Source organism: Rhodobacteraceae bacterium LMO-JJ12 (assembly GCA_021555075.1).
In the GTDB taxonomy this organism is placed as follows: Bacteria; Pseudomonadota; Alphaproteobacteria; order Rhodobacterales; family Rhodobacteraceae; genus JAKGBX01.
Window position 1 is genome coordinate 2489364 of the sequence record JAKGBX010000001.1, and the last position, 12281, is coordinate 2501644.

Below are 12281 nucleotides of genomic sequence, written 5' to 3' on the forward strand. Positions count from 1 at the left end.
GTGGTGGTGTATTCTCATCCCTTGTCACCAGGGGTCTTGCGGGCGGGCCAAACACGCCACAGGGCTTGATTGGCGAAGTCGTGGCCCGAGGCCATATTCCACCCTTGCCAGCGCAGGCATGGTACCGTAGACACGCGACGTTCCCGGGGCGGCATGCCGACTCGGGTGTTTTGGATGTTGTACCATAATCGCCCCGCTTTCTTCGGTCGGGTCAGATTTGGAACGATACAGCGTCCCAAACGGGCACAAAGCAATGACGGCTGACCTCCGGCGGGCGCGCAAGCGGACCCGATGAAGACCAGGAGCTCTGAGACGCGAAAACAACTTTGCGGAATAAACCGCAAGCAAATCAAGGAGTTAGGTCAATGAACCTGCTTGCACAGATCGAGGCCGAACAAGTCGCCTCGCTGGGAAAAGACATCCCGGATTTCAAGGCCGGAGACACCATCCGCGTCGGCTACAAGGTCACCGAAGGCACCCGCAGCCGGGTGCAGAACTATGAAGGTGTCTGCATTTCGCGCAAGAATGGCGCAGGCATTGCCGGCTCGTTCACCGTGCGCAAGATCAGCTTTGGTGAAGGCGTCGAACGTGTGTTCCCGCTGCATTCGACCAATATCGATTCGATCGAAGTCATCCGTCGAGGCCGTGTGCGGCGCGCCAAGCTGTATTACCTGCGCGCACGCCGTGGCAAATCGGCCCGGATCGCGGAAGACAGCACCTACAAACCGAAAAAAGCTTGAGGCCTGGGATCATGAAAAAAGACACCCATCCCGATTATCACTTCATCGACGTCAAAATGACCGATGGCACAATCTTCAAGATGCGCTCGACCTGGGGCAAGGAAGGCGACACGCTGTCGCTCGACATCGACCCCACGGTGCACCCGGCCTGGACCGGTGGCGGCACGCGCCTGATGGACGCTGGCGGTCGCGTTTCGAAGTTCAAGAAAAAATACGAAGGTCTGGGCTTCTAAAGCCGTCACGATCTCGAGGGACATTGACCGTCGCCCCCAACCAGGGGCGGCGGTTTTCTTTTTGCCCTTGCCCCTTTGACAATTGCCGCACGCTTCGGCCCAATGCCAGCGAATGCACTCAGCCCGAAAGGACATTGCCATGGCCGTTGTCAAACTCCTCACCGATGAAGAAGCCAGCCCCGAAGCGCGCGCCGTCTTTGACGATATCCGCGCCACCCGCGGCACCGATTACGTCAACAATTTCTGGCGCGCCTTGGCACATGACCCCGATCAACTGGCCGCGCTCTGGGGGCGTTTGAAGGTCGTGATGGGTCCCGGTGCGCTCGACCCTTTGACCAAGGAGATGATCTATATTGCCGTGTCCGCCGCCAATGCTTGCGAGTATTGCAGCCATTCCCACACGGCCTCGGCCCGTGCCAAGGGCATGAGCGACGCGATGTACGCCGAGCTTTTGCAGGTCATCGGCATGGCCAGCCAGACCAACGCTCTGGTCAACGCAATGCAGGTTCCGGTGGATGACGTCTTCAAAGCCTGAATGAGCGCGCAAAAGCTGCCCTTTCTTGCGGGCACCTCGCAACACGAGACAGACGCCTCGGCCATTGGAGTTGACACGCTTGCATAGCGGGATTGCCCGAATCGGTGGTTCTCAGCGCATCACGCACATCCTAAGTGGGCAGCAACTCAAGCAACGCTACCCAAGGATAACCCGTCATGAACCTGTTTCGTGCTCTCAAAGCCCTGATGTTTCAAACCACGCCCCGCTTTAGCGATATCGCCATCGGCAACATGACCGACATCCAGATGCGCCGTTCCGGACTGAACAAAGCAGCTACTCTGCACCACACCTTCTCGGGTCTGAGCACCTGCAGCTGACCCAGCTACAGGTTACCAGACCGCACAAGCCGGGCGGGCGTTTGAGCCACAGACCGACCCCGGGATGTATTGCACTGCTTGTCAGCCCGCCCCCTGACGGCCCATAAACGCGTCACACATCAAGGACGCGGCCATGAGCAAACACGTTACCATTCTGAACGGGCCCAACCTCAATCTTCTGGGAACCCGCGAACCCGAAATCTACGGCGCAGAAACGCTGGCTGATGTTCAGGCACGTTGCGTTTCAACGGGCAAGGAAATGGGTCTCTCGCTCACCTTCCGGCAATCAAACCACGAGGGTGAGATCGTCGATTGGATTCAGGCCGCGCGCGATACATCTGCTGGGATAATCATAAACCCGGCCGCGCTCACCCACACTTCTGTGGCGATCCTTGATGCGCTCAACATGTTCGACGGTCCGGTCATCGAAATCCATATCAGCCAGGTTCACAAGCGCGAAAGCTTCCGCCATCACTCCTACGTCAGCCACCGCGCCGATGCAGTCATCGCAGGCTGTGGCACCCAAGGCTATAGCCTTGCGCTGCATCGGATGAGCACGCTTTTGAACGGCTGACACGCCTGACTGGAACAAGCCCGATAGAGGGCTTCCAATCGGTCAACTTCGCCCTTTTCGCACGTACTCCTTTGCTCAGTCAGTTGCTGTCATTATGGGCGGTGCTTTGCATCCTTGAACCAGCCACCAACCGCGCTCTCAAACGCCATTGCGGCCTGAAACGCGATCTCATCCCGATAGGCAGGCGCCACGATCTGTAGCCCCGTGGGCACGCCGTTGTCGCCAAATCCGGACGGCACCGAGATCACCGGACAGCGACTCATCATGTTGAACGGCGTCGTCAAAACCCAACCCAGTTCCGGCGCGACTTCAACTCCTTCAATCTGAAGCGTTTCTTTCGATTGATCGAAATCTGCACGCACCGCAGGCAACCCATTTGTCGGGCAAATCAGGCAATCATAGGTCTCCAGTAGCGGCCCGAGCTTCATATAGGCCTCACCCGCCACCTGAAGCGACTTGACGAAGTCCTGCGCCGTCGAGTCCCGCCCGTGTTCTGCCAGGGCGCGGCAATAGCTGGTCATCTCGTCGCCATGTTCCTCAAGCTCCAACGACAACGCGCCGCCGAAGATGTGGTTCAGATAGGCAACGCAAGCCTCCGGCACTTCTTTGCCCCAGCCGATATCAACCTCCTCCACTGTTGCCCCCAGCGCTCGCAACACTTCTGCGGCAGCCAGCGTATTGCGCCGCACATCCTCGCTGATCGTGTAGCTTCCCAGATCCATCGACAGCGCGATTTTCCAGCCTCTTATGTCGGGGTAGTCGGTGGGCAGTGTGATCTTGGGCAGTGACGCAATATCCCAGGGATGCTGCCCGCTCATGACGTTTTGCAGCAGAATGGCATCGCCAACCGACCGCGCCAGCGGGCCAGTGTGGCAATAAAAGTCAAGATTGAAGGGGATATCATCGGGGTTTCGCCCATATGGCGGCTTGTATCCCACCAAACCACAGCACGACGAAGGAATGCGTATCGAGCCGCCAATATCCGAACCGGTTGCGAGCGAGGATGTCCCCGCCGCCAGTGATGCCGCCGACCCGCCCGACGATCCACCGGGCGTAAATTCCAGGTTCCAGGGATTGCGCGTCACACCCCACAGTTTTGACCATGTATAGCCAGCACAGGAATATTCCGGCGTCGCAGTGCGCGCATGCACGATCGCCCCTTCGGCCAGAATCGGCTGGTTCATCGGCGAAGTATGCTCAGCCACGAAGTCCTTCATCATTAGCGAACCACTGGAAGTTGGCTTGCCCGCAATAAAGCTCTCATCCTTGATCGCGACCGGCAACCCATCGAGGCAGCCCATCGGCGCGCCCTTAACCCACCGCGCTTCCGAGGCGCGCGCGGCGTCCATCGCCTCGTCGAAATGGGTATAGGTGAAAGCGTTGATCGTGTCTTTCGTGGCTTCCGCCTTGGCGATCTGGGCCTCCAGAAGCTCCACTGGAGAAAGGGTTTTCTTGGCGAAACACGTCAGTGCCTCGGTTGCAGTCAGGTAAAGCATGTCGGTCATGGGACGTCCCTTGTCAGCAGAGTTCGGCGGCAATCGCATCGCTTGCGCGCATGGTGTTTGAATGATTCCACAGCGGCCTGTCCCAATCGGCACGCGGCACGCGCCACCGGGCGGCCCTGCATGATTGGCGGGATACGCTCAGAGTTGCGGTAGCTGCGAGTCATGCGGGTTCCCAGTCGAGAAGGCAGAGCGGCCCGATTTGGGCCGCCCCTTTCATTTGCATGGTAGAACCATCCTTACTTCAACAGGTCGGTCCAGATCCTGGTATAGATCTGCTGCGTTGATGGCGGGCAGGTCAGACTAAAGCGACCGGCCGATTTCAGCTCTTCTGGAATAACAATTTCCGGCGCCGAAATCATGTCATCCGGCATATACGCCTCAGAACCCTTGATGCCGTTTGCATAGCGTGCGAACGCCGAAATCAACGCTGCATTTTCTGGATCCATGGCAAAGTTCATGAAGGCTTTGGCCTCTTCAGGATTCTTCGCATCCTTCAATATTGCCAGCGAATCCATCCAGAGCGGATAGCCTTCTTTGGGATAGCCATAGGCGATGTTTTCATTTTGCAGGCGCGTCCGGAAGGACGCCCCATTCCAGTTCACACCGGCCCAGATATCTTCTTTGGCGTATTTCTCAATGTTGCCATAGTCCATTCCAAGCCAGCTTTTCTTAGCTTCAACCAGACCGTCGCGCACCTTCTTGAGCAATTCCTTATCTTCGGTGCACGATTCACCGCCGTAGTAATAGATCGCCAAGGCCATCACATCGCCCATCTCGGGAACGACATTGATCTTGCCTTTCAGCTCCTCGGGCGGATCCATAAAGATGGCGGTTGTGTTGATATCGCCATCATAATACTTGGTGTTGACGGTCACGCCGGTCGTGCCCCATTGCCATGGCACGGTATAGTGGCGCCCCATATCCCATGCCACATCAACCCAAAGCGGATCGACATTCTTGAAGTTCTCCATCTGGTCGGGACGGCTTTCCAGTAGCAGCCCTTCGCTGACCCAGATCGGCACATATGTGTGCGAAGGCACGACGATATCAAAGCCGTGCCCGCCCGCCTTGACCTTGGCTAACGCGGTATCATTGCTATCATAGTCCGTGATCGTAACCTTGATGCCGGTCTCGGCCTCAAATTTCTCGATCAGCTTGGGGTTGGTATAATTACCCCAGTTATAGATATTGAGCTCTTGGGCAATTGCCCCGCTGGTGGACATCACCAGCGTCGCCGCAGCTGCTATTGCGTATTTCATTGGTTGGGTTCTCCTTGTTGAAATGATTTATGGGGTCCGGGCTCTGTTGGCCCGGTTGGCTGCGTCTATCCACGCCGGTGGGTCAGACGGAAGAAAAGCGCGACCAGTATAACACCGGCCAGAAGAATCACGCTTGAAATCGCATTGACCTCGGGCGTGACGACCCGGCGCAATTGGCCGAGCATGAACGTGGGCAAGGTTTCCTGTCCGGCGGATTTGACGAACTCGGTAATCACCACATCATCAAGAGAGATCACAAAGGCCAGCATCAGCCCCGCCACGATCCCTGGCCACATCAGCGGCAACGTCACCCGCCGAAAGGTCAACCAGCGCGAGGCATAAAGATCCTGCGCCGCCGTCTCCAACGAAAGATCCATCGTCTCAAGCCGCGCCCTGATCGGAAGATAGGCGAAAGGGATGCAAAACGCGGTATGCGCAACGATCAGATAGATCATGCTGGTATGACCAGTCCAAACCTTGATTGCGGCAAAAACGATCAACAGCGCTACAGCGGTCACAATTTCAGGCACCATCAACGGTTGATTGATCATCGCATAGATCATCGTTCGTCCCGGAAAGTGCCGCGTGCGCGTGGTGGCCAGCGCTGCCATCGTCGCCGCGACTGTCGCCACCGAAGACGCGCAGAACGCCAAAACAAGCGAACGCAGGGCCGCATCCTGCACCGCTTCATTGCCTGCCGCCTGCTTATACCAGCGAAGCGAGAATCCTTCCCAAATCGCCAGGGACGTGCCTTCGTTGAAGGAAAAAACCACCAGAATGATGATCGGGCCATAGAGCACCAGCAAGGTGAAGGTCGCAATCACGGCAAAACCGGGCAGAGAACGCACGGAATAGCTTCTGGGCTGTCTTCGCGGCGTGGGCGCTGTCCGTATGTTTTGCTCAACCATCGGCCTGCTCCCGTGAGGTGACCCGCACGTAATAAATCAGCGCGATCATAACCGCCGTCATCAACATCAATGAAAGCGCTGCACCCAAAGGCCAGTTGCGCCCGGCCCCAAATTGAAGCTCGATCAGATTGCCAAACATTAGGTTCTTGCCCCCGCCCAACACCCGCGGCGTCACATAGGCGCCAAGTGACGGGATGAAGACAAGAATGGAGCCAGCGATGATACCGGGTTTGATAAGGGGCAGGATTACACGGCGAAAAGCGGTCCAGCGGCTGGCGTAGAGATCATGCGCAGCTTCGACCAGCCGGAAATCCAGCTTGTCAACGGCGGCATAAATCGGCAGCACCATGAGCGGCAAATAGACATAGGTCATGCCGAAGCCGATTGCGAAATCGGTGAACATCATCTGAATCGGCGCATTAATGATACGCAGTTTCAACAAGACAAGATTGATCACCCCTTCGTTTCGAATCATCTCCTGAATAGCAATGGTGCGCACCAGCAGGTTGGTCCAGAACGGCACCGTCACGAGAAACAGCCAGAATTCGCGCTTGCCCGGTGGCTGGGTCGCGATAAACCAGGCCGTCGGCAACCCGAAGATAAGGGTCAGCACCGTGGTGATCACCGACAAAGACAACGACCGCCAGAAGATTGACAGATGTGCATCGGCCCAGATCAGCGAATCATCGAAAATATCGCGCTGAACCAACGTGTTCATCCAGCCTTCAAGCGAGAACTCCCATTTGACGTTGCCATAATCGCCAGGCGCCAGAAACGAATAGACGACCATCACCAAAAGCGGACCGGCCGCAGCAAAGAGAATGATCAAGACAGACGGCAGCGACAAAAGCCAACGCTTGTGAGTGTCTGCTGCCTTGGCTTCGGCCTCCAACTCACCGGGAAGGTATATCGCTGCGTCATTCATGGCTTAATCCCTCAGCACGGTAATCGCACCGGGCGCTATGGTTACTGCAACAGCTCCGCCCTTCCCGGGAAGATCGCCGCCGCCCTCCGGCGCGTTGGCCATGCGTGATTTCAGCTTTTCGTCGCTGGAAAGTCGCATATGCACGGCTGTGGATTCGCCAGAATAGACCACCGTTTCAATTGTGGCAGCAATTTCGCCCTCCCCCGCTTCCCCGGCGCGCACACGGGTATGCTCGGGACGAACCAGAACACTGACCCTGCCGTCTGCCAATCCCTCCGGCCGGTTCACAGCAAAAGAAACACCATTCATCAGCGTGACTTGCGCGCCAGCCAGATCTGCATCTAGAAAGTTCGACTCACCGATAAAATTTGCCACAAACCGTTCAGAAGGACGTTCATAAATTTCGCGCGGGCTGCCGACTTGCAGGATTTGCCCTGCATTCATCACCGCAACACGATCCGACATGGTCAAGGCTTCTTCCTGATCGTGGGTAACAAAGACAAAGGTGATGCCGGTTTCGCTTTGCAGCCTCTTCAACTCAATCTGCATTTCCTTGCGCAGCTGCAGATCAAGCGCACTCAGCGGTTCATCAAGCAACAAAACCTCGGGATGCGGCGCAAGTGCTCGTGCCAGAGCAACCCGTTGTTGCTGGCCTCCCGAAATCTCGCTGGTACGGCGGTCTTTCAACTCTTCCATCTGCACCAAACGCAGCATGTCGTTGACGGTATTCGCGGTTTCGGTTTTCGACTTGCCCAGCATCTCAAGCCCGAAAGCGATATTCTGAGACACGCTCATATGCGGGAAAAGCGCGTAATTCTGAAACACGGTATTCACCGGGCGCTTGTTGGGAGGCAGACGGGAAATGTCACGCCCGTCAAGACGGATGGACCCCATCGTCGGTGGCTCAAAGCCTGCAATCAAGCGCAACAATGTGGTTTTCCCGCACCCCGATGGCCCTAGTAATGTGAAAAATTCATTGTCTGCAATAGATACGTTCACTTCTCGCAGAGCGGTAAAAGCAGAGGCACCCGCACCGAATGTCTTGGTGGCGTTTCCGATTTCGATCATGTTTTTGTGGTGCCTCGCATCCCGAATACAACGTCGATCTTCGTTAGTGCTATTGACACTATTAATTTCAGTCAATAAAAATTTTTATCGTGCTAAAACGTTTTTCTTGGAAAGCGACTGTCTATTGGAAGCCACGACACCTCTAACCAGCCCCTCCCCCGCGCCTGACGAGACAGGATTGCGCGGGCGCAAGAAAGCCAAGCGGCGGCTGGCTATCCTGAATTGCGCCGCAAAACTTTTTGACCGTGACGGGGTGGACGCAACCACCATGGCCACAATCGCAAGTGAGGTAGGTATTTCACCGCCCACGGTGTTCAATTATTTCGGTTCAAAAGAGAATATCCTTAGCGCTCTCGTGTTTGAGGGTACCGCACGCGAGCGCACACAGCATTTGAACCGCCCTCGAACGACCAACTGCAATTTCGCCGACGTGCTCGGTGATCTCTTGTGCGAAGTGACCGAGAACACCATGCGAATCGCGGGCAAACGGGTCTGGCGCTATGCCGAATCCACCAGCATTCGCCGCCCGAATTCAGATTTCGAAAAACAACTCGCCGCGTCGGATTCCGCGTTGCTGGCTTTGGTTTGCGGTTTCCTAAGCGACTACGACGTGCGCCTCAAGAGTGGCAAAGATCCGGATCCGAAATTCTTGAGCAAACTCTTCTTCGACCGTTGGACAATGCTCTATTTCAGCTACATCAAGGACGACGCGATGCCGCTTGAAACGCACAAGAACAAGATCCGCCAGGATGTGAGGGAAATGGTCTCATTGCTCTTTGACGATGCCTTCGCCGAAACTTCGCCGCTCAAACCCTCTCTTCTCTCGACAACTTCGGGATCCGTGGAATGATATACGCCAATATCGTGATCTACAACGCCCGCGTTCTGACAATGGCACCGAAACAGCCCCGGGCCGAGGCTCTCGCGATCTCTGGACGAAGAATCCTGGCGGTTGGAAGCAACGCAGATGTCAGTGATCTGGCAGGCCCCGCCACACACATTATCGACGCCCAGAGCGCCACCGTAATGCCGGGTATGGTTGAGGCGCACATCCACCTCTTTGCCGGCGCCTACGGTTTGCGCCTATTGCAGCTCGATGGCGTGCGAGGCCTGCCCGCCCTGCGAGACAAAGTGCAGGCTTATGCCCTGGACAACCCCGAGGAGGCGCTACTGATCTGCAAAGCCGCCGACTACAACCTGTTCGGCGAAGGCATCGCGACCACGCGCCAGATGCTCGACGAAGTCTTGGCAGATCGCCCACTCATCCTGATTGCGGGGGATCATCACACCGCATGGGCCAACACAATTGCGCTCGAAAAGGCCAGATTGCTGAAAGGTCGAGACCTGTCTCCGGGAAACGAGATCGTGATGGGCGACGACGGGTTTGCTGCTGGCGAACTGCGTGAGCATCAGGCGTTCGATCCGATCATGGCATTGCGTTCCTCGGGTGGGCGCGAAAATCTCGGTCTGGCAGGAGTGGAGCCTGCAACCGACCCGACACCGCAACAACGCGCCGAGGACGTTGACGTTTTGAAGGAGGGGCTGCGGCTTTGCGCGTCCTATGGTTTCACCAGCTTGCACAACATGGATGGAAACCGATATCAGCTCGAACTGATGAGCGAAATCGAGGCACAGGGCAATCTTGATTGCCGCATCGAAATTCCGTTTCACCTGACGCCCGCCAAGCCGATTTCTTCGCTCTCCCAAGCCAGCGAACTGTCGCTTGAATTCGCGACTGACAAGCTCAGCGCCAACCGGATCAAGATGTTCATGGATGGAGTCATCGACAGCGCCACTGCGGTGCTGATCGAGGATTACGCAGATCAACCAGGATGGCGCGGCGAGCCACTTCATTCCGCAGAGCGCTTTTGCGAGGCAGCAATCGAAGCCGACCGGCGAGGGCTTCAGATCTCGGTGCATGCCATCGGCGATGGGGCCGTGCGCCGCGTTCTTGACGGCTATGAAGCGGCTCGACAGGCCAATGGCAGTCGCGACGCGCGCCACCGCATCGAACACATAGAACTATTGCATCCTGACGATCTCCCTCGCTTCAAGGAGTTGGGCGTTGTCGCCTCAATGCAGCCCCCGCACCCCCCTGGCGCGATGGATTTTCCGTTTGAGCCTTGGCTTGCCCATGTAGGAGAGGCACGTTGGCCTTGGGCGTTTCCGCTCGATTATCTGCGCGCCGAGGGCGTGCCAATAGCCTTTGCTTCCGATTGGCCGGTTTCGGATGTAAATCCGATGCGCGGCGTCAAGGCCGCGGTCACACGCCGCGCATGGAAAGACGGGCATCCCGACCACGCCTCAAGCCTGTTTCAAGCGCTACACGGGTATACAGCGGGCGGCGCTTATGCAGGAAGGGAGGATCACCGCCTCGGACACATCGCGCCCGGCATGTTGGCCGATATTGTGATCATGGACCGTGATCTTGAGGCGATTCCGATTGCCGAACTCGACCAGGCGCGCGCAGCGGTCACCTTTTGCGATGGTCAGATCACCTTTGAGGCGTAGCAACGCCAGACGTCACGCGAATACACCAGATCCGTGAAAATGGCAGGGGCACCAGGGCTCGAACCCGGGACCTACGGTTTTGGAGACCGTCGCTCTACCAACTGAGCTATACCCCTACATCCGAGACAGCATTTACGAAACGCGCCTTGGCTTTGCAAGGTGGAATTCACGCTTCAGGGCTGCTCATTTTCCAGTTGCCTGGCCGCCTCGCGCAGGTTTGATAAGTCGTTGCCGCAGATTGCCGCTTCTTGCGCCACGATCAGAGCAATCGGCCAATGCCACCAAGCCAGCTCTTCTAAGATCGCAATCGTCGCCTCATCAAACCGCCTTCTGACGATCCTCGCTGGATTACCCGCGATCAGGCTGCACGGCGGGAAATCGCCTGCAACAACGGCCCCCGCGCCAACGATGCACCCATTTCCGATCGTCGCTCCAGGGAGAATGCGCGCGCCATGTCCGATCCAGACATCATGACCAATCACCGTATCCAATCCCGCTTGGGGCATCGAAGGCCGCCCTTCGCGCTCACCTGCGAAGATAGCAAAGGGAAAGGTGGAAAATCCGTCATGCCGGTGATTAGCAGATGCGGTGATGAAAACCACATCATCCGCAATCTGACAAAACTTGCCGATTCTCAGCTTTTCGGGGGAAAACTCGTAAAGATAGGGCGCCAGATGCGCTGCCCAATCCTCTGGCGGCTGATGGCAGCTAGCATAGCTGTAGTCTCCCACATCGAAGCGAGGATGATCAATTGCGGGTTTCAGGAAAACGGTACCATGATGCGCCGCGCCATTGGGCAAGCGCACAGGATTGCGGGTATCCGGGGTTGGGAAATCTGGCATGACGAGCCCTTGTCTGATCCGTGCCTTCCCCGAAGTTAGATCATCGCGTGCCAAAGAAAAAGGGCCGCCCCAAAGGGCCGCCCAATTCCGTTTCAAAGCTCCAGCAGTTTGCGCGCGATGCGCCTTTGCTGATTATTCGATGACTTTGGATACGACGCCGGCACCAACGGTGCGGCCGCCTTCACGGATGGCGAAACGCAGACCGTCTTCCATCGCGATCGGAGCAATCAGCTCAACCTCGAACTTCAGGTTGTCGCCCGGCATCACCATTTCAGTGCCTTCCGGCAGCGTTACCGTTCCGGTCACGTCGGTCGTGCGGAAGTAGAACTGCGGACGGTAGTTGGCGAAGAACGGCGTGTGACGGCCACCTTCATCCTTGGTCAGGATATAGGCTTCGGCTTCGAATTTCGTGTGCGGGGTCACCGAACCGGGCTTGCAGAGAACCTGCCCACGCTCAACACCTTCACGGTCGATGCCGCGCAGCAGGATGCCGACGTTGTCGCCTGCTTCACCACGATCCAGCAGTTTGCGGAACATTTCAACACCGGTGCAGGTGGTGCTTTTGGTGTCGCGGATGCCGACGATTTCGATGGTGTCGCCGACGTTGATCACGCCACGCTCGATACGACCGGTCACAACCGTGCCACGGCCCGAGATCGAGAACACGTCTTCGATCGGCAGCAGGAACGGCTGATCCACGGCGCGCGCGGGCGTCGGGATGTATTCGTCAACAGCGGCCATCAGCTTCTTGATCGACTCTTCGCCAATCTCGGGGTCACGGCCTTCGAGAGCGGCCAGAGCCGAGCCCGGAATGACAGGAATATCGTCGCCGGGATAATCATA

The 12281-nt window shown here is 57.1% G+C and carries 14 protein-coding genes and 1 tRNA gene; 7 read left to right on the forward strand and 8 right to left on the reverse strand.

Annotated elements, in window-relative coordinates; all coding sequences use genetic code 11:
* Positions 1-365 precede the first annotated feature (365 nt).
* The 5 genes from rplS (at position 366) to aroQ (ending at position 2420) form a co-directional block, all read left to right on the forward strand.
* Entirely contained in the window at positions 366-740 is a 375-nt protein-coding gene (gene rplS, locus LZG00_11975; GenBank protein MCF3594713.1) for a 50S ribosomal protein L19, read from the forward strand.
* A gap of 11 nt (positions 741-751) precedes the next feature.
* Entirely contained in the window at positions 752-973 is a 222-nt protein-coding gene (gene rpmE / locus LZG00_11980) for a 50S ribosomal protein L31 (GenBank protein MCF3594714.1), read from the forward strand.
* A 139-nt stretch (positions 974-1112) separates the two neighbouring features.
* Positions 1113-1508, forward strand: coding sequence for a carboxymuconolactone decarboxylase family protein (locus LZG00_11985; GenBank protein MCF3594715.1), 396 nt, complete (start codon positions 1113-1115; stop codon positions 1506-1508).
* Between the two features lie 176 nt (positions 1509-1684).
* Positions 1685-1846, forward strand: a complete 162-nt coding sequence (locus tag LZG00_11990; GenBank protein ID MCF3594716.1) for a hypothetical protein — start codon at positions 1685-1687, stop codon at positions 1844-1846.
* Positions 1847-1979: 133 nt separating this feature from the next.
* The gene (aroQ, locus tag LZG00_11995) at positions 1980-2420 is read left to right on the forward strand and encodes a type II 3-dehydroquinate dehydratase (GenBank protein MCF3594717.1); all 441 of its coding nucleotides are present in this window, start codon (positions 1980-1982) and stop codon (positions 2418-2420) included.
* A 92-nt stretch (positions 2421-2512) separates the two neighbouring features.
* On the opposite strand, the gene LZG00_12000 is transcribed toward aroQ, so the two are convergent.
* The 5 genes from LZG00_12000 to LZG00_12020 all read right to left on the reverse strand — a co-directional run bounded on the left by LZG00_12000 (position 2513) and on the right by LZG00_12020 (position 8016).
* Positions 2513-3925 (reverse strand): amidase, encoded by a 1413-nt coding sequence (locus tag LZG00_12000; GenBank protein ID MCF3594718.1) that lies wholly within the window; start codon positions 3923-3925, stop codon positions 2513-2515.
* A 236-nt stretch (positions 3926-4161) separates the two neighbouring features.
* Positions 4162-5184 (reverse strand): extracellular solute-binding protein, encoded by a 1023-nt coding sequence (locus LZG00_12005; GenBank protein MCF3594719.1) that lies wholly within the window; start codon positions 5182-5184, stop codon positions 4162-4164.
* 65 nt (positions 5185-5249) lie between these two features.
* Complete coding sequence (locus LZG00_12010; GenBank protein ID MCF3594720.1) at positions 5250-6092, reverse strand: ABC transporter permease; 843 nt, start codon at positions 6090-6092, stop codon at positions 5250-5252.
* Positions 6085-7017, reverse strand: coding sequence for an ABC transporter permease (locus LZG00_12015; protein ID MCF3594721.1), 933 nt, complete (start codon positions 7015-7017; stop codon positions 6085-6087). The genes LZG00_12010 and LZG00_12015 overlap by 8 nt, the downstream gene beginning before the upstream one ends.
* Before the next feature lie 3 nt (positions 7018-7020).
* Positions 7021-8016, reverse strand: a complete 996-nt coding sequence (locus tag LZG00_12020; protein MCF3594722.1) for an ABC transporter ATP-binding protein — start codon at positions 8014-8016, stop codon at positions 7021-7023.
* Here LZG00_12020 and LZG00_12025 point away from each other — a divergent pair.
* Together LZG00_12025 and LZG00_12030 are read left to right on the forward strand one after the other, a co-directional pair.
* On the forward strand, positions 7901-8935 hold the full coding sequence (locus LZG00_12025) for a TetR/AcrR family transcriptional regulator (protein MCF3594723.1): 1035 nt from the start codon (positions 7901-7903) through the stop codon (positions 8933-8935). The two genes, LZG00_12020 and LZG00_12025, sit on opposite strands and share 116 nt — an antisense overlap.
* On the forward strand, positions 8932-10596 hold the full coding sequence (locus LZG00_12030) for an amidohydrolase (protein MCF3594724.1): 1665 nt from the start codon (positions 8932-8934) through the stop codon (positions 10594-10596). The genes LZG00_12025 and LZG00_12030 overlap by 4 nt, the downstream gene beginning before the upstream one ends.
* A 40-nt stretch (positions 10597-10636) precedes the next feature.
* On the opposite strand, the gene LZG00_12035 is transcribed toward LZG00_12030, so the two are convergent.
* From LZG00_12035 to tuf, 3 genes are all read right to left on the reverse strand, one after another.
* A tRNA-Trp gene (locus LZG00_12035) sits at positions 10637-10712 on the reverse strand.
* A 57-nt stretch (positions 10713-10769) separates the two neighbouring features.
* Entirely contained in the window at positions 10770-11438 is a 669-nt protein-coding gene (locus LZG00_12040) for a CatB-related O-acetyltransferase (GenBank protein MCF3594725.1), read from the reverse strand.
* A gap of 132 nt (positions 11439-11570) precedes the next feature.
* Positions 11571-12281, reverse strand: a 711-nt coding sequence (gene tuf, locus LZG00_12045; protein MCF3594726.1) for an elongation factor Tu, incomplete at its 5' end; no start/stop codon positions are given.

Coding starts and splice junctions, on each gene's coding strand:
- rplS (MCF3594713.1), top strand. CDS start 366: ATGAACCTGCTTGCACAGATCGAGGCCGAACAAGTCGCCTCGCTGGGA.
- rpmE (MCF3594714.1), top strand. CDS start 752: ATGAAAAAAGACACCCATCCCGATTATCACTTCATCGACGTCAAAATG.
- LZG00_11985 (MCF3594715.1), top strand. CDS start 1,113: ATGGCCGTTGTCAAACTCCTCACCGATGAAGAAGCCAGCCCCGAAGCG.
- LZG00_11990 (MCF3594716.1), top strand. CDS start 1,685: ATGAACCTGTTTCGTGCTCTCAAAGCCCTGATGTTTCAAACCACGCCC.
- aroQ (MCF3594717.1), top strand. CDS start 1,980: ATGAGCAAACACGTTACCATTCTGAACGGGCCCAACCTCAATCTTCTG.
- LZG00_12000 (MCF3594718.1), bottom strand. CDS start 3,925: ATGACCGACATGCTTTACCTGACTGCAACCGAGGCACTGACGTGTTTC.
- LZG00_12005 (MCF3594719.1), bottom strand. CDS start 5,184: ATGAAATACGCAATAGCAGCTGCGGCGACGCTGGTGATGTCCACCAGC.
- LZG00_12010 (MCF3594720.1), bottom strand. CDS start 6,092: ATGGTTGAGCAAAACATACGGACAGCGCCCACGCCGCGAAGACAGCCC.
- LZG00_12015 (MCF3594721.1), bottom strand. CDS start 7,017: ATGAATGACGCAGCGATATACCTTCCCGGTGAGTTGGAGGCCGAAGCC.
- LZG00_12025 (MCF3594723.1), top strand. CDS start 7,901: ATGGACCCCATCGTCGGTGGCTCAAAGCCTGCAATCAAGCGCAACAAT.
- LZG00_12030 (MCF3594724.1), top strand. CDS start 8,932: ATGATATACGCCAATATCGTGATCTACAACGCCCGCGTTCTGACAATG.
- LZG00_12040 (MCF3594725.1), bottom strand. CDS start 11,438: ATGCCAGATTTCCCAACCCCGGATACCCGCAATCCTGTGCGCTTGCCC.